Origin of the sequence: Acidisphaera sp. L21 (assembly GCF_009765685.1) — a bacterium.
Classification (GTDB): Bacteria; Pseudomonadota; Alphaproteobacteria; order Acetobacterales; family Acetobacteraceae; genus LMUY01.
The window spans coordinates 72,673-89,044 of the sequence record NZ_LMUY01000082.1 but is presented as its reverse complement, the minus strand read 5'-3'; the positions used below and the strand labels follow the sequence as shown (position 1 = coordinate 89,044).

Below are 16,372 nucleotides of genomic sequence, written 5' to 3'. Positions count from 1 at the left end.
TCTCCGCAAGGACGGCGGCGTCGATGATCTTCGGTCGGTCCAGTTTACGGCCGCCATGCACGACGCGGTGGCCCGCGCCGACCAGCCGGTCGCCGCCCAGATGCTCCTGCACCCATTGCAACAGATGGGCGAAAACTTGGTCGTGGGAGGCCTTGATTCCGTCGCCCCATTCATGTCCGCCGACCTTCTTCCCGTCGGCGTCCTTCGCCTCGAACTTCACGGCGCCGCCGATACCGTCGATCTTGCCGTGCAGCACTTGCACCGGGTCGGCCCGGCGCTCGAACACCGCGAACTTCACGCTGGAGGACCCGGCGTTCACCGTCAGCATTGCGTCGGTCATGCGCGTGGGGTCCACTTCCAATCCGCCACATCCGGCAAATCGCGACCATGCGTCGTGACGTAGGCGGTGTGTTCCAACAACCGGTCGCGCAAATGCTGAACCGTATGCCCGGCGCTGTCGCGAATCCGCGGCACACGGTCTATCGCGTCGATCGCCAAATGAAACCGGTCCAGATGGTTCAGCACCGTCATGTCGAACGGTGTCGTGGTGGTGCCTTCCTCCTGGTAGCCGTGGACGTGGAAATTATCATGGTTACGGCGCTTGTAGGTCAGCCGGTGGATCGCCCAGGGATAGCCGTGGAAGGCAAAGATCACCGGCTTGTCGGTCGTGAAGATCGCGTCGAACGCCGGGTCGGTCAGGCCGTGCGGGTGAGCGGTGCGCGATTCTAGCGCCATCAAGTCCACCACGTTTACGACGCGGATTTTTAGGTCTGGCACCAGCTCGGACAGGATGTCCACCGCGGCGAGCGTTTCCAGCGTTGGGACGTCGCCGGCGCACGCCATCACTACATCCGGCGCCACGCCCGCGTCGTTGCTAGCCCAGCGCCAGATACCCAGGCCTTGCGTGCAGTGACGAATGGCCGAGTCCATGTCCAGCCATTGATGGTCGGGCTGCTTGCCCGCGACGATGACGTTCACGTAGTCCCGGCTTTGCAGGCAATGGTCCATGACCGATAGCAGCGTGTTGGCATCCGGCGGCAAATACACGCGAACCACCTCCGCCTTTTTGCTCATCACGTGGTCGATGAAGCCAGGGTCCTGGTGGCTGAAGCCGTTATGGTCCTGTCGCCAAACATGGCTGGTCAGCAGATAATTCAGCGAGGCGATCGGTCGCCGCCATGGGATCTTGCGCGTCACCTTCAGCCATTTGGCGTGCTGGTTGAACATCGAATCGATGATGTGAATGAACGCTTCGTAGCACGAGAACACGCCGTGCCGTCCAGTCAGCAAATAGCCCTCCAACCAGCCCTGACACAGATGCTCGCTCAACACCTCCATTACCCGGCCGTTGGGGGACACGTGATCGTCCTCCGGCCATATCTCGGCCACGCTGGTGCGGTCAGTCGCTTCGAACAGCGCGGTCAGCCGGTTGGAATCGGTTTCGTCCGGGCCCATGACGCGGAAATTCGCCGCCTCCGCATTCAGCCGGATCACGTCGCGCAGATACTCGCCAACGATTTTGGTGGCGCTGGCCGTGACGCCGCCATGTTGCGGCAGGTCGACGGCGTATTGGCGGAAATCCGGCAGGGTCAGGCCCTGCAGCAAACTGCCCCCATTGGCATGCGGGTTGGCGCTCATTCGCCGCTCACCCGCAGGCGCTAGGGCCGCGATGGCGGGCAGCAGGCTGCCATCGGGCTGGAACAGCTCCGCCGGACGGTAGCTGCGCATCCAACCCTCCAGCATTTGGATGTGCTCGGGCTTTTCGCCGAACCCGGTCATCGGCACCTGATGGGCGCGGAACGTGCCTTCCACCTTCACGCCATCGACCAGCTTCGGGCCGGTCCAGCCCTTGGGCGAGCGCAACACGATCATCGGCCAGCGCGGCCGGCGGGTAAAACCGTGGGACCGGGCGCCGGCCTGGATGGCGCCGATCTGATCCAGCACATGGTCCAGCGTAGCGGCCATGGTTTGGTGCATCACCGCCGGGTCGTCGCCGGACACGAAATGCGGCTCCCAGCCATATCCCTGCAGCAGTTGTGTCAGCTCGGCCTCGTCGATGCGCGCCAGCACCGTGGGGCCAGCGATCTTGTAGCCGTTCAGGTGCAGGATCGGCAGCACCGCGCCATCACGGGCCGGATTCAGAAACTTGTTGGAATGCCAGCTGGCCGCCAAGGCGCCGGTCTCCGCCTCGCCATCACCGATAACGCAGCAGGTGAGCAGCCCGGGATTGTCGAACACCGCGCCATGCGCGTGCAGCAGCGAGTAACCGAGTTCCCCGCCCTCGTGGATCGAGCCCGGAGTTTCCGGTGCCACGTGGCTAGGGATGCCGCCGGGGAATGAGAACTGGGTGAACAATCGCTTCAGCCCTGCCTCGTCACGCCCGATATGCGGATAGACCTCCGAATAGGTGCCCTCCAAGTAGGTATTCGCCACCACGCCGGGGCCGCCATGGCCGGGGCCGGCGATGAAGATCGCGTCCAACTCGCGTGCGACAATGGCGCGGTTCATATGCGCATAAATGAAATTGAGGCCCGGCGTGGTGCCCCAATGCCCCAACAAGCGCGGCTTGATGTCGGCCAGTTCCAAGGGACGGCGCAGCAGCGGGTTGTCCATCAGGTAGATCTGCCCGACTGACAGGTAGTTCGCCGCCCGCCACCATGCGTCCACCAGGGTTAGATCGAGTTGGTCGGGCATCGGCAGGTCTCCCTCCGGGGGCGGCTCGCATGCAGCGTCCCGCACCACAACGCATTGCCGGGCAGATTGATCACCGCCGCGTGGGGAGAAAGTTCCATGACAGGGTCGCAGCTTGGCGGATCGGGCCATGCTTCTGGATCCCGAAGATAGTGCGCTATGACGAACTGAGAGGAGCCGCCAATGCCAAAAATCCTGCTGACCCACACGCCCGAGATGCGTGAGAAATACTATGGCGACCGCGCGCTGCAGGCTCTGCGCAGCATGGCGGAACTGCTGTTGCACGACGGGGTAGAGCCGCTGTCGGCCGATGCGCTGATCGCTGCGGCGAAGGGCGCGGATTTGGTCATCGCCGATCGGCTGACGGAAGCGCCGGCTAAAATCTTTGCCAGCGTTCCGACGTTGCACGCTTTCCTGCGATGTGCGGTCGATATCCGCAACATCGATGTGGCGGCTGCCTCCTCCGCCGGGGTGTTGGTGACGCGTGCCCGGCCAGGTTTCGTGGCCTCTACTGTGGAGCTTGCGCTGGGTCTGATGATCGATCTGGCGCGTGGCATTTCACGCAGCGCCGGGGCATATCATGCGGGTCTGGCGCCAGGCGTGCAGATGGGCCGGCAATTGGCGGGCAGCGCGATCGGCATCATCGGCTATGGCAGCATTGGCCGCGCGCTGGCGCCGGTCGCCGCCGCGTTGGGCATGACGGTGCTGGTGGCCGACCCGTTCGTCACGGTGGACAATCCGAACATCATCCAAATGCCAATGGCTGCTTTGCTGACGCAATCCGATTTCGTCGTCTGCCTCGCAATCGCAACGGCGGAGACGGAGAACCTGATGAACGCGACCGCATTCGGCAAGATGAAACGCACGGCTTACTTCATCAACATTTCCCGCGGGAACTTGGTGGACGAGACGGCCCTGGCGGACGCGTTGGCGGTCCAGCGGATCGCCGGCGCCGCCCTCGATGTCGGGCGTGCGCCAGACCAGATGCCAAGCCTGGCGCTGGCCGGGATGCCCAACGTAATCGCGACTCCGCATATCGGCGGTCTGACTCCGCCCGCAATCGAAAGCCAGGCGATGGATACGGTGGGCCAGGTAGCCGCCCTGCTGCGTGGTGAAATCCCAGAGGGGGCGGTAAATGCCGACCGCTGGACGCGCCGGTTTTGACGCCTAAGACGCATCTTCCTCGATTGCGGCCTGGGTCACCCGCTGGGCGCCGCCATTGAGGTGGCTGGCGACGCCGTGCCCCAACGCCACTGCCCCCAGGCACAGCAGGACTGAAACCGCCACGTTGGCCAAGGCGCGGCCGGGCGCGCCGGCCCGCAGCAAATCCAAGGTTTGCAGGCTAAACGAGGAAAAGGTGGTGAAGCCGCCGCAAACCCCGACCATGAAGAACAGTCGCCCGGGATCCGAGACCGGATAGCGGCCACTTCCCAAGGTTAGTGTTCCAAATAGCCCGATTGCAAAAGACCCAGCGACATTGATGAGGATAGTGCCCCACGGAAACCCCCGGCCGAGCGGCAGGGTCCAGACTCCGACCCAGTAACGACCGACGCTGCCAAGCGCGCCGCCGAAGGCGATCAGGAGCGTTTCAACCATCGATCGGCCCCCCGCGCGTCAGACCAACCCCGTCTACGGCTCGTCACGAAACCATTTGTCGTTTCGGCCGACCCACAGATCGCGAATGTTGTGCTGCAGGAGCCGGCGGATGTCTTGCCAGAAATATGCGGTGAACGCGCCGATCCATACCACGGCCGTCACGCACGCCAGCAATACATGCGTCTTTGTCACACCCTTCTAGCCACGGAACCGCTTCATGAACGCCGACCAGCGATGCCGGCGCAACTCGCTGCGGGCGCGGCCATCATTGGCCATGTAGTTCAATTGGATAGCGTGGCGCTTACCCACGAACGTCCGATGACCATGCCAGGTCGTGGGACCGTTCGGGAACACCAGGAGGGTGCCGTTTACCGGAGGAACCTCAATAGCATAGTCCTCCAGATCGGTTGGGCTGCGAAGCAGGCGCAAGCATCCTTCCCGCTTGGCCCAGGCCTCGGTCTCCGGGTTCAGGTATAGGAGCACCGTGACCCGCTTGGCGGTTGAGTCGGTGTGAATGCGGCCGTCTTTGTCGCGGGTGCGACCACGCATGGTCAGCATCACAGGGGCATCGTGTAGATCCAGGTCGAACTTGGCTGCGATCGCGTTGCGGAACTCTGGCCCCTCCATTTGCTGGATGAGCGAGGCGGCTGCCGCGCCGAGTTGCAGCGACCTTGGCGGATACGATCCACCACTAGCCATCTCGGGCAGCCCGGATTGAATATTCGCCAAAAAAGCCGGCGGCACGAAGTGCGGCACGACCACATGCCGGAACGGCTCGGTCGCCACTGACGTCGCCATCAGCGCACCGTAGTCGAGCGTATTGTCGTTAATCGGCATGGCGTCCATGCGCCTGTCTAGATCGGCAGACCATGTCAATTCAAGCGTCGTCCGCGTCGGATGAGCAGTTGCGCCTCAGGTCCGCTGGTCGTGGGCAGGGCGAACCACGGTCGTGGTAGACAGGTATTGCGCGCATTGCATCCGCCCCGTGCAGCAATCCGCGGGATTGGCCAACTTTGCTGCCACCCGAGCCATGCCCGGCCCCATGGCGATGCATGTCTGCCCCGTTGCCGGCTCGGCCTTGGCATGAGCGGACAGAGCGACCAGGACGAATGTGGCGGCGACGATCGTGAAACGCATAGTTACTACCTCAGGCTGGGAGACTACACGAACAACAACGACTAACGCCCTAAAAAGGTTAACACCCTCGCGATTCATTGAACTTAGATCAGCGTCGGGCTATTCGCGGCGCACAATGAATGCCTTAACCCAATCGACCGGCCCCCTCTCCGCCTACCGAGCCAAACTGGCGACTGGGGAGTTGTCGACCGACCCGGCCCAAGCCTCCGCGGCCGAGCGGCTACAGGATTTGTGGGCGAAGTTACGGGGCTATGATCCGCCGTCGCAGCCTGAACGCGCCGGCTTCATGAACCGGCTGCTGCGCCGCCGGGCCGTTGATGAGGCACCAACCGGGCCGAGCGGTCTCTACCTTGTCGGCGAGGTCGGGCGCGGGAAATCCATGTTGATGGATTTGTTTTTCGCCGAAGCCGAGGTTGCACGGAAGCAGCGCATCCATTTCCACGCCTTCATGCAGGACGTGCATGCCAGGGTGTTCGCTTGGAAGCAGGCCAACCCTGGCGGGACCGACCCGGTCCCCCCACTGGCAGACGACATAGCTGGACGCGCCGCGCTGCTGTGTTTCGACGAGTTCCAGGTCAACGATATCGCCGATGCAATGATCCTTGGCCGGCTGTTCAGCGCTCTGTTCGAACGCGCCGTCGTGGTGGTCGCGACCTCCAACACCACGCCGGACGATTTGTTTCGGGGTAAGCCTGGGCGAGACGCCTTCCTGCCGTTTATCGCGTTAATCAAGCGCCACCTGGATGTGCTGGTGTTGGACGGCGGGCGCGATTTCCGGCGGGCCCGGATGCGGGGAATGACGACCTGGCATGTGCCGGCAAATGGGCGGGCGGACGCCGCCTTGGATGCCGCATTCGCCACCCTCTCCGGCGGCGCCACACCAAGGGCACAACGGCTAACGGTGAACGGCCGAACCCTGCGCGTGCCCCTGTCGGCAGACGGTGTCGCGCGGTTCGACTTCGCGGCACTATGCGGGCAACCGCTGGGCCCAGGCGACTACCTGGCGATAGCAACGCATTTCCCGACACTGGTCCTGGATGGAATTCCCCGACTTGGCCCGGAGAATTACGACCACGCACGCCGATTCATCACCCTGGTGGACGCCCTTTACGATCATCGCGTCAAATTGATCGCTTCGGCGGACGCCTATCCCGATCAATTATATGAGCGCGGTGAAGGGGCAAAGGCGTTCGAGCGGACGGCCTCCCGCCTGGAGGAGATGCAATCCGAGGATTGGACCGCCCTTCAGCATTTGACCTGATTGCCGCAGCGCAGCATTTTGCCGTCGCTGCGGCTTGCCCCACTCAGGTGATTGGAGTAGGCACGGCTGCCTTCCGGACGGCCGGCCGCCCTGGCGGGTAATCCCACGCGTCTCCGGAAGGGTTTCCATGGCTCGTAACAAGATCGCGCTTATCGGCGCTGGCAATATCGGTGGCACGCTCGCCCATCTGATAGGCCTCAAAGAACTCGGCGACGTCGCCATGTTCGACGTTTTCGGCGGTGTCGCCGCGGGCAAGGCCCTCGACATCATGCAATCCGCTCCAGTCGATGGCTTTGACAGCCACATGACGGGCAGCAGCGACTACAGCTCGATCGCTGGATCGGACGTGGTCATCGTGACCGCGGGCTTCCCCCGCCAGCCCGGCATGTCCCGCGACGATCTGGTCGCGAAGAATGCCGGCGTGATCGCCCAGGTCGCAGAGGGCATCAAGACCCACTGCCCCGGCGCTTTCGTCATCGTCATCACCAACCCGCTCGACGCGATGGTGTATGTGATGCAGCAGAAGTCCGGGTTGCCCGCCAACATGGTGGTCGGCATGGCCGGCGTGCTGGATAGCTCCCGCTTCCGCCTGTTTCTGGCGCATGAGTTCAATGTCTCGGTCGAGGACGTGACCGCCTTCGTGCTCGGCGGCCATGGCGACACCATGGTGCCGCTCACCCGCTACTCCACCGTCGCCGGCATCCCGGTGCCCGACCTGGTCAAGATGGGTTGGACCACGCAGGACAAGATCGACGCGATCGTCGCCCGCACTGCCAATGGCGGCGGCGAGATCGTCAAACTGCTGGAAAAAGGCAGCGCCTTCTACGCCCCGGCCGCCTCAGCCATCGCAATGGCCGAGAGCTTCCTTCGCGACAAGAAGCGCGTAATGCCAGCCGCAGCGATGCTGAACGGCGAATATGGCGTTAGCGGCTTGTATGTCGGTGTCCCCGTGGTGATCGGCGCCGGCGGCGTTGAGCGGATCGTCGAGATCGAGCTGAATCCGTCCGAAAAGGCAGCGTTCGAAAAGAGCTGCGCTTCCGTGCAGGAACTGATCGACGCCTCCAAGAAACTGGTGGGCTGATCACATGAACATCCACGAATACCAGGGTAAAGAACTGCTGAAGGGGTACGGCGTGGCTGTGCTCGAAGGGCACGTCGCCTGGACTCCGGAAGAGGCCGAGGCCGCAGCCGCCAAGCTGCCCGGTCCGATCTACGTCGTGAAAAGCCAGATCCATGCTGGTGGCCGCGGCGCCGGACGGTTTGAAGGCGCACCGGAGGGCAAGGGTGGCGTTCGCCTGGCCAAGTCCCCCGCGGAGGCGAAGGAAGCCGCGGCTGCCATGCTGGGCCACACGCTGATCACCAAGCAAACCGGCCCCGCCGGCCGCAAGGTGCGCCGCGTGTATGTCGAGGCCGGCTGCGACATCAAGCGGGAGCTATATCTCTCCCTACTGGTGGACCGCGCGACCTCCCGCATCACCATTATGGCGTCCACCGAGGGCGGCATGGAGATCGAGGAGGTGGCCGAACACCACCCCGAAAAGATCCTGCGCGTCGCCATCGACCCGGCGTCCGGCATCTCCGGCTTCCACACCCGCCGGCTGGCCTTCAGCCTTGGGCTGGAAGGCAAGCAGATCGGCACGTTCGGCAAGTTCGTGATGGCCATGTACAAGGCATTCACCGCCCTGGACTGCGAAACGGTGGAGATCAACCCGCTGGTGGTAACCGGCGCGGGCGACATCGTGGCGCTGGATGCCAAAGTAAGCTTCGACGACAACGCCCTGTTCCGCCACCCGGAACTCGAGAAGCTGCGGGACGAGGCGGAAGAGGACCCGAAGGAGTTGGAGGCCGCCAAGCACAGCCTCAACTACGTGGCGCTCGATGGCGTCATCGGCTGCATGGTGAACGGCGCCGGCCTGGCGATGGCCACAATGGACATCATCAAGCTGTATGGTTCCTCCCCGGCAAACTTCCTGGACGTCGGCGGTGGCGCCACGAAGGAGCGGGTGACTGCGGCCTTCAAGATCATCCTGTCGGACCCGAACGTCGAAGGCATTCTGGTCAACATTTTCGGTGGCATCATGCGCTGCGACGTGATCGCCGAGGGCGTGGTGGCGGCGGCGCGCGAGGTTTCGCTTGGCGTGCCATTGGTCGTCCGGCTGGAGGGCACGAACGTGGCGTTGGGCAAGGAGATCATGGCCAAGTCCGGTCTGCCGATCATCCCCGCCGATAACCTGGCCGATGCCGCCGCGAAAGTGGTGCAGGCCGTGAAGGAAGCCGCATAATGGCCGTCCTCGTCGACCACAACACGAAGGTCATGACCCAGGGCTTCACCGGCGCCCAGGGCACCTTCCACTCCGAGCAGGCAATCGCTTACGGCACGAAGGTCGTGGGCGGTGTTACGCCGGGCAAGGGGGGCACGCTGCACCTGGACCTGCCGGTGTTCGACACCGTCTACGAGTGCGTGACCAAGACCGGCGCCAACGCCACCGCGATCTACGTCCCCCCGCCCTTCGCGGCCGACGCGATTCTGGAGGCGATCGATGCCGAAATCCCCCTGATCGTGTGCATCACCGAGGGTATTCCGGTGCAGGACATGATCAAGGTGAAGCGCGCGCTCTCCGCGTCCAAAAGCCGGCTGATCGGGCCGAACTGCCCAGGCGTGATCACGCCCGACGCCTGCAAGATCGGCATCATGCCGGGCCACATCCATCGGCGCGGCAAGGTTGGCATCGTCAGCCGCTCCGGCACGTTGACGTATGAGGCGGTGGCGCAGACCACGGCGGCGGGTCTCGGTCAGAGCAGCTGCGTCGGCATCGGCGGTGACCCGGTCAAGGGCACCGACTTCATCGAGGTGCTGGAGATGTTCCTCGCCGACGGTGAGACCGAGAGCATCATCATGATCGGTGAAATCGGCGGCGCCAGCGAGATCGACGCGGCCGAGTTCCTAGCGCGCGAAAAGAGCAAGAAGCCGGTCGTCGGTTTCATCGCCGGGTCCACGGCGCCTCCGGGCCGCCGTATGGGCCATGCTGGCGCTGTCATCAGCGGGGGTCGCGATACGGCCGCTGCGAAATTCGAGGCCATGCGTATCGCCGGCATCCATGTCGCGGACAGCCCGTCCGCACTGGGCAGCACGATGGTTAAGGCTTTGCAGGGCTGAGTAAGCTATGCGGCAGCGGCAATCCTGATGATTGTCGCTGCCGCACGGTGACCACGGGGCCCATATTGGTCTATGGGCACTGCCGAAAAGGGAAATTGATATTATGGCTGGGGTCGACATCCTCGCGACGGCGTTTAGTGGCTCGAATGCAGCCTTCATCGCCGACCTATACGCACGTTGGGTCGAACGGCCCGACAGCGTCGACAGCAGCTTCGCCGAACTCTTCGCTGCCCTGAATGACGAGGCCCGTTCGGTGCTCACCGACGCCTCCGGCGCCTCCTGGGCGCCCCGCAAATTTGACGTCGGCGAGCCTGAGCCCGTCGCCAAGCCCGCCGGCAAGTCCGGCAAGGGCGATGCCAAGGCCCCGGCAGCAGCAGCGCCGGGCATGTCGCCCGAGCAGGTTCGCACTGCCACGCTGGACAGCCTGCGCGCCCTGATGATGGTGCGCGTCTACCGCGTCCGCGGCCATCTGGAAGCGCAGCTCGATCCGTTGGGTCTGACAGTGCCGAAGTCGCATCCGGAACTGGACCCGGCGACCTACGGCTTCACCGAGGCGGACATGGACCGCCCGATTTTCATCGACAACGTGCTGGGGCGCGAAACCGCGACCGCGCGTGAGATCCTGGCCGTATTGCGCGCCACGTATTGCGGCCCGATTGGCGTCGAATACATGCATATCCAGGACCCTGAGCAGAAGGCCTGGCTGCAGAAGCGGATCGAAGGGGCGCCCTGGGCATCCGGCTTCGACACTGCCGCCAAGAAGACCATCCTGCGCCAACTGACCGAGGCCGAAGGCTTCGAGGCGTTCTGCCAAAAACGCTATGTCGGCACCAAGCGGTTCGGCCTGGAGGGTGGCGAGGTCACGATCCCCGCCCTTCATGCGATGATCGAACAAGGCGCCAAGGACGGCGTCACCGAAGTCGCCATCGGCATGCCGCATCGCGGCCGGTTGAACACGCTGGTGAACGTGGTGAAGAAGCCTTTCACCGCCCTGTTCAGCGAATTCGGCGGCGCTAGCCCAAAGCCGGACGACGTTCAGGGCTCGGGCGACGTTAAGTATCATCTCGGCACGAGCACCGACATCGAGGCCGCCGGGCACTCCGTTCATATCTCGCTGCAGCCGAACCCCTCGCACCTCGAGGCAGTTGACCCCGTCGTGGTTGGCAAAGTTCGTGCCCGGCAGGACGCGGCTGGCGATACCAAGACCCGCCGCACTGTCATGGGCATCCTGATGCATGGCGATGCTGCCTTCGCCGGCCAGGGCCTGGTCTACGAAACGCTGGCGATGAGCCAACTAATTGGCTACCGCACCGGTGGCACCATCCACCTGGTGGTGAACAATCAGATCGGTTTCACCACCGTCCCATTGCACGCCTATTCCGGCCTGTATTGCACCGACGTGGCCAAGTCGGTGCAGGCGCCGATCCTGCACGTGAATGGCGACAACCCCGAAGCGGTGATCTTCTGCTCCAAGCTGGCCGCCGAATTCCGCCATGAGTTCGCGGTGGACGTGGTGCTGGACGTCGTGTGCTACCGCCGCCACGGCCATAACGAGACAGACGAACCGGCCTTCACGCAGCCGATCATGTATCGCGCCATCCGCGACATGAAGACGACCCGCACCCTGTATGCCGCCAAGCTCGCCGCCGAGGGCTCCGTCCCCGAGGGCGAGGCGAAGGCGATGTGGGATGAATTCACCGCGACGCTGGAAGAGAGCTACAACGCCGCCAAGAGCTACAAGCCCAACAAGGCCGACTGGCTGGAAGGGCACTGGGCCGGGCTGAAGCAGGCTGACCAGGAAGACGAGCGGTCCGAGGATGCCACGGCGCTGACCGACGAGGCGGCCAAGCAGATCGGCGCCGCCATCAGCAGCGTGCCGTCTGATTTCGACGCAAACCCGAAGATCGTCCGGCAGCTCGAGGCCAAGCGGCAGGCGTTCGAGAAGGGCGAGGGTATCGACTGGGCTACTGGCGAGGCGATGGCGTTTGGCGGCTTGCTGCTGGATGGCAACCGGGTGCGGCTGTCCGGCGAGGACTGCCAGCGCGGCACGTTCAGCCAGCGCCATGCGGTCCTGATCGACCAAACCAATGCCAACGAATACACCCCGCTCAACAATATCAAGGACGGCCAGGCGAAGATCGAGATCTTCAACTCCCTACTGTCCGAGCAGGGCGTGCTAGGCTTCGAGTATGGCTATACCCTGGCCGACCCGACCACGCTTGTGCTGTGGGAGGCACAGTTCGGTGACTTCGCCAACGGCGCCCAGGTCATCATCGACCAGTTCCTGGCAAGTGGTGAGACGAAGTGGCTGCGCATGTCGGGGCTGACCCTGCTGCTGCCGCATGGCTATGAGGGCCAGGGGCCGGAGCACTCCTCCGCCCGGCTGGAGCGCTATTTACAGCTCTGCGCCGAGCGAAATATGACGGTGGCGAACCTCACCACCCCGGCCAACTACTTCCACGCGCTGCGCCGCCAGCTGAAGCGGAATTTCCGCAAGCCGCTGGTGATCATGACGCCAAAGAGCCTGCTGCGGCACAAGCTGGCGGTTTCACCCCTGGCGGATTTCACCGGCAACAGCCACTTCCAGCACATGATCCCCGAAATCGACGCGATCGGGCCTGTGGATAAGGTCAAGCGCGTCGTGATCTGCACCGGCAAGGTCTATTACGACCTGCTGCAGGAGCGTCGGGACAAGAATCTGCAGGACGTGGCCATCGTGCGGATGGAGCAGATCTATCCGTTCCCGATGAAGTCTCTGGCAGCGACGCTAAGGACCTATCCGAACGCGGAAATCATCTGGTGTCAGGAGGAGCCCGAGAACATGGGCGCCTGGAACTTCGTGGACCGCAAGATCGAACGGACGCTGGGGACTGTCGGGCATAGCTGCGCCCGTCCCGGCTATGTCGGCCGTGATGCCGCGGCCAGCCCGGCGACCGGGTTGGCGAAGGTGCATGCAGCGCAGCAGGCGGCCTTGGTCGCCCGCGCCCTCGCGCTGGATTAAGACGAGACAAGCAAGGAATAGTTATGGCCGCCGACATCAAGGTGCCCACATTGGGCGAGAGCGTCACCACTGCGACGGTGGCGCGCTGGCTCAAGAAGGCCGGCGAACGAGTTGCCGCCGACGAAGCGTTGGTCGAGTTGGAGACCGACAAGGTTACGGTGGAGGTGAATGCCCCCACCGCTGGCACGCTCGGCGCGCTAGTCGCCGAAGAGGGGGCCGAGGTTGAAGTCGGCGCCCTGCTGGGCACGATCGAGGAAGGTGCGGGCGCTGCGGCCCCCGCTCCGGCGCCGAGCACACCGGCCTCCTCCTCCTCGCCGGCCAAGCCGCCGCCGCCGGCGCCTGGCCCGGTATCTCGCCCGGCGACGCCGCCGGCTGATGTCGCCGCCCATGCACCGATGCCGTCCGCGGCCAAGCGGATGGAAGAGAACAACGTCACCGCCGCACACGTGGGTGCCGGGTCTGGTAAAGATGGCCGGATCACCAAGGGCGACGTGCTGGCGTTCATGAGCCGCCCCGCCGCTGCCCCGGCAGCCGCCCCCGCCGCCGCGCGCGGTCCGGGTGCTGAGGCTGGCCGCGAGGAACGGGTGAAGATGACGCGGCTGCGCCGCACCATTGCCTCCCGCCTGAAGGAAGCCCAGAACACCGCCGCAATGCTGACCACCTTTAACGAGGTGGACATGTCCGCAGCGATGGCCCTGCGCACAGAGTATCGCGATGCCTTCGAGAAGAAGCATAACGGTACCCGCCTGGGCTTCATGGGCTTCTTCGTGAAGGCCTGCGTCGCGGCGCTGAAGGAGTTTCCGGCCGTTAACGCCGAGATCGACGGCGATGAGATCGTCTACAAGAAGTATGTCCACATGGGCATCGCCGTGGGCGGCGCGAACGGTCTGGTCGTTCCCGTCATTCGCGACGCGGACGAGATGAGCGTTGCTCAAATCGAGCGCGCGATCGGCGATTTCGGCCGCCGCGCTCGCGACGGCGCGCTGAAGCTGGACGAGTTGTCCGGCGGCAGCTTCTCGATCACCAATGGTGGCGTCTACGGCTCGCTGATGAGCACGCCGATCCTGAACCCGCCGCAATCGGCCATCCTGGGAATGCACAAGATCCAGGAGCGTCCGATGGCGATCGGCGGCAAGGTCGAGATTCGGCCAATGATGTATCTGGCGATGAGCTACGACCACCGGATTGTGGACGGCAAGGAAGCGGTGAGCTTCCTGGTTCGCGTGAAGGAAGGCGTCGAGGATCCGCGCCGCCTGTTGCTCGGCCTCTAAGACAAAACCGGCCTTCGCCCCCAAGATCGGGGGTTGAGGCCGGTTTCGGCCTACACCATCTAGCATTCCCATTTCGCACTGCGCGACCCTCACCCAGCCCCTCTTCTTGCGAGGGCGTCGTCTCTTTCGAGGGTTCGCGAAGGAGACATCATGAGCGAGTCGTTCGACGTCATCATCATCGGGTCTGGCCCCGGCGGCTATGTTTGCGCCATCCGCGCGGCCCAGCTCGGGCTGAAGACTGCCTGCGTGGAAAAGCGCGCGACGTTGGGGGGCACCTGCCTGAACGTCGGCTGTATTCCGTCCAAGGCGATGCTGCAATCCTCCGAAAATTTCGAGGAAGTCAGCCATCATTTCGCCGACCACGGCATCGTCGTGGACAGCATCAAGCTCGACCTGGCCCGTATGCAGGCGCGCAAGGGCGAAGTGGTCAACGCCAACACCAAGGGCGTCGAGTTCCTGTTCAAGAAGAATAAGGTGACCTGGCTAAAAGGCGAGGGCCGCATCCTAGGGGCCGGCAAGGTCGCCGTGGACGGGACGGAATACGAGGCCAAGTCCATCATCATCGCCACTGGCAGCGAGAGCGTGCCCCTGCCCGGCGTCGAAGTTGATGAGAAGGTCATCGTCACCTCCACCGGCGGGCTTGAGCTGCAGAGCGTGCCGAAGCACATGGTCGTCATCGGCGGCGGCGTAATCGGCCTAGAACTGGGCAGCGTATGGCATCGCTTGGGCGCTGACGTGACCGTCGTGGAATACCTCGATCACCTGGTCCCCGGCACCGACAAAGAAGTCGGCAAGGCGTTCGAGCGTGTGCTGACCAAGCAGGGCTTCAAGTTCAAGCTCAAGACCAAGGTCACCGGTGCCACCAAGACGGAGACCGGCGTGAAACTGACGCTGGAACCTGCAGCCGGTGGCGAGACGGAGACGCTGGACGCCGATATCGTGCTGGTCGCGATCGGCCGCCGTGCGTTCTACGAAGGCCTGGGCCTGCAGGAAGCCGGGATTGAGTTGGACGACCGCAAGCGGATCAAGGTCGACGGCCACTATGCCACCAACGTGCCCGGCATCTACGCCATCGGCGACGTGATCGCCGGGCCAATGCTGGCGCACAAGGCGGAGGACGAGGGCGTTGCGATTGCCGAGATGCTGGCTGGCCAGGCTGGCCACGTGAACTACAACGTCATCCCCGGCGTGGTGTACACCTGGCCGGAGGTCGCGTCGGTGGGCGCCACCGAGGAGACGTTGAAGGCCGAGGGCCGTGAGTATTCCGTTGGCAAGTTCCCCTTCACCGCCAATGGCCGCGCCCGCGCGATGGCAGCGACCGATGGCTTCGTGAAGATCCTGGCCGACAAGAAGACGGACGAGGTGCTCGGCGCCCACATCATCGGCCCAGATGCCGGCACGCTGATCGCCGAAATTGCCACCGCGATGGAGTTCGGCGCCAGCAGCGAGGACATCGCCCGCACCTGCCACGCCCACCCCACGCTGAGTGAGGCGGTGAAGGAAGCCGCTCTCGCCGTTGAGGGTCGCGCGCTCCACATCTAACGCCGGCTGGATGGCCTGCCAACGGTGGCGGGCCGTCCACCGCCTCACGACCCCAGCGACCGCGCCAGCGTCCAGGCGCCATACAGCGTGAGCCCCGCCGCAGCGAACCTGTTCACCGCCGTCAACATGGCCGGCGTCAACCGCGTCCGCAGCAGCGCCACGAAGAAGCTGAGGCAGATCCACCAAATCGCCGCCGCCGCAAACATCCCAGCCAGCAGAGTCGCAACACCGCTCCAAGCGGGGGCCGCGCCCGCGACGATGGGCGACAGCAGCGCCACCATCCGCAGGGGTGAGATCGGGTTGGTCGCATTGAACGCGACGGCCGAAGCATAGGCCGCCAACGGTGTCAGCGCCGCCTCACATGCTACCGCCTGGCGTTGCTGCCGCATCATCCGCAGCGCGGACCACAGCAGGAACAGCCCGCCCGCGACGCCAAGCGCCCGGCCGAACTCCGCCAACACGGGCGCCACGGTGCCGAGCCCCAGCAGGATCAGCGCGCCATATGCGACATTCACCGTAACCGCGCCGAGCCCGGTGCTCACGCCCACCCGCATTCCGGCGACGAGGGTCCGTTGAATGCACAGCAAGCCCATTGGCCCGATTGGAACCGCGATAGAGAACCCGACCACGAGGCCTGCAGCCAGGGAGACATGATCCGTCGTCATGGTAAAACGCCGTCCTTCGATGTGACCTCACGAATAGGACTACTAACCTAA

General features: G+C 64.2%; 14 protein-coding genes and 1 pseudogene. 8 read left to right on the top strand and 7 right to left on the bottom strand.

Translation table 11 applies throughout. The features are described from left to right. Positions 1 to 340, bottom strand: a pseudogene (locus GSQ76_RS31940) (acetate kinase); the annotation flags it as partial. Beyond that, positions 337 to 2,694 (bottom strand): phosphoketolase, encoded by a 2,358-nt coding sequence (locus tag GSQ76_RS17455; protein WP_158745414.1) that lies wholly within the window; start codon positions 2,692 to 2,694, stop codon positions 337 to 339. The pseudogene GSQ76_RS31940 and the gene GSQ76_RS17455, both read right to left, overlap by 4 nt. Before the next feature lie 180 nt (positions 2,695 to 2,874). Between GSQ76_RS17455 and GSQ76_RS17450 the strand changes: the two genes are divergently transcribed. Continuing rightward, positions 2,875 to 3,855, top strand: coding sequence for an NAD(P)-dependent oxidoreductase (locus GSQ76_RS17450; protein ID WP_158745413.1), 981 nt, complete (start codon positions 2,875 to 2,877; stop codon positions 3,853 to 3,855). Positions 3,856 to 3,858: 3 nt separating this feature from the next. Here the strand turns inward: GSQ76_RS17450 and crcB are convergent, their stop codons facing one another. The 4 genes from crcB to GSQ76_RS17430 form a co-directional block, all read right to left on the bottom strand. Continuing rightward, complete coding sequence (gene crcB, locus GSQ76_RS17445) at positions 3,859 to 4,287, bottom strand: fluoride efflux transporter CrcB (protein WP_158745412.1); 429 nt, start codon at positions 4,285 to 4,287, stop codon at positions 3,859 to 3,861. Between the two features lie 33 nt (positions 4,288 to 4,320). Beyond that, complete coding sequence (locus GSQ76_RS17440; protein WP_158745411.1) at positions 4,321 to 4,479, bottom strand: hypothetical protein; 159 nt, start codon at positions 4,477 to 4,479, stop codon at positions 4,321 to 4,323. Between the two features lie 6 nt (positions 4,480 to 4,485). Next, the gene (locus GSQ76_RS17435) at positions 4,486 to 5,124 is read right to left on the bottom strand and encodes a 2OG-Fe(II) oxygenase (RefSeq protein ID WP_158745410.1); all 639 of its coding nucleotides are present in this window, start codon (positions 5,122 to 5,124) and stop codon (positions 4,486 to 4,488) included. Between the two features lie 75 nt (positions 5,125 to 5,199). Beyond that, entirely contained in the window at positions 5,200 to 5,424 is a 225-nt protein-coding gene (locus GSQ76_RS17430; protein WP_158745409.1) for a hypothetical protein, read from the bottom strand. Positions 5,425 to 5,539: 115 nt separating this feature from the next. Between GSQ76_RS17430 and zapE the strand changes: the two genes are divergently transcribed. The 7 genes from zapE (at position 5,540) to lpdA (ending at position 15,656) form a co-directional block, all read left to right on the top strand. Continuing rightward, entirely contained in the window at positions 5,540 to 6,685 is a 1,146-nt protein-coding gene (gene zapE / locus GSQ76_RS17425) for a cell division protein ZapE (protein ID WP_158745408.1), read from the top strand. Positions 6,686 to 6,812: 127 nt separating this feature from the next. Continuing rightward, entirely contained in the window at positions 6,813 to 7,766 is a 954-nt protein-coding gene (gene mdh / locus GSQ76_RS17420; protein WP_158745407.1) for a malate dehydrogenase, read from the top strand. A 4-nt stretch (positions 7,767 to 7,770) separates the two neighbouring features. Then, entirely contained in the window at positions 7,771 to 8,967 is a 1,197-nt protein-coding gene (sucC, locus tag GSQ76_RS17415) for an ADP-forming succinate--CoA ligase subunit beta (RefSeq protein ID WP_158745406.1), read from the top strand. Continuing rightward, positions 8,967 to 9,842: a succinate--CoA ligase subunit alpha gene (gene sucD / locus GSQ76_RS17410; protein WP_158745405.1), complete on the top strand. Its 876-nt coding sequence runs from the start codon at positions 8,967 to 8,969 to the stop codon at positions 9,840 to 9,842. Before sucC ends, sucD begins: the two co-directional genes overlap by 1 nt. Before the next feature lie 103 nt (positions 9,843 to 9,945). Beyond that, positions 9,946 to 12,843, top strand: a complete 2,898-nt coding sequence (locus GSQ76_RS17405; protein ID WP_158745404.1) for a 2-oxoglutarate dehydrogenase E1 component — start codon at positions 9,946 to 9,948, stop codon at positions 12,841 to 12,843. 23 nt (positions 12,844 to 12,866) lie between these two features. Further along, positions 12,867 to 14,114 carry a 2-oxoglutarate dehydrogenase complex dihydrolipoyllysine-residue succinyltransferase gene (gene odhB / locus GSQ76_RS17400; protein ID WP_158745403.1) on the top strand — a complete coding sequence of 416 codons (1,248 nt, stop codon included), beginning with the start codon at positions 12,867 to 12,869 and terminating at the stop codon, positions 14,112 to 14,114. A 150-nt stretch (positions 14,115 to 14,264) separates the two neighbouring features. Further along, on the top strand, positions 14,265 to 15,656 hold the full coding sequence (gene lpdA, locus GSQ76_RS17395; protein ID WP_158745402.1) for a dihydrolipoyl dehydrogenase: 1,392 nt from the start codon (positions 14,265 to 14,267) through the stop codon (positions 15,654 to 15,656). 44 nt (positions 15,657 to 15,700) lie between these two features. On the opposite strand, the gene GSQ76_RS17390 is transcribed toward lpdA, so the two are convergent. Continuing rightward, complete coding sequence (locus GSQ76_RS17390) at positions 15,701 to 16,321, bottom strand: LysE family translocator (protein ID WP_158745401.1); 621 nt, start codon at positions 16,319 to 16,321, stop codon at positions 15,701 to 15,703. Positions 16,322 to 16,372 lie beyond the last annotated feature (51 nt).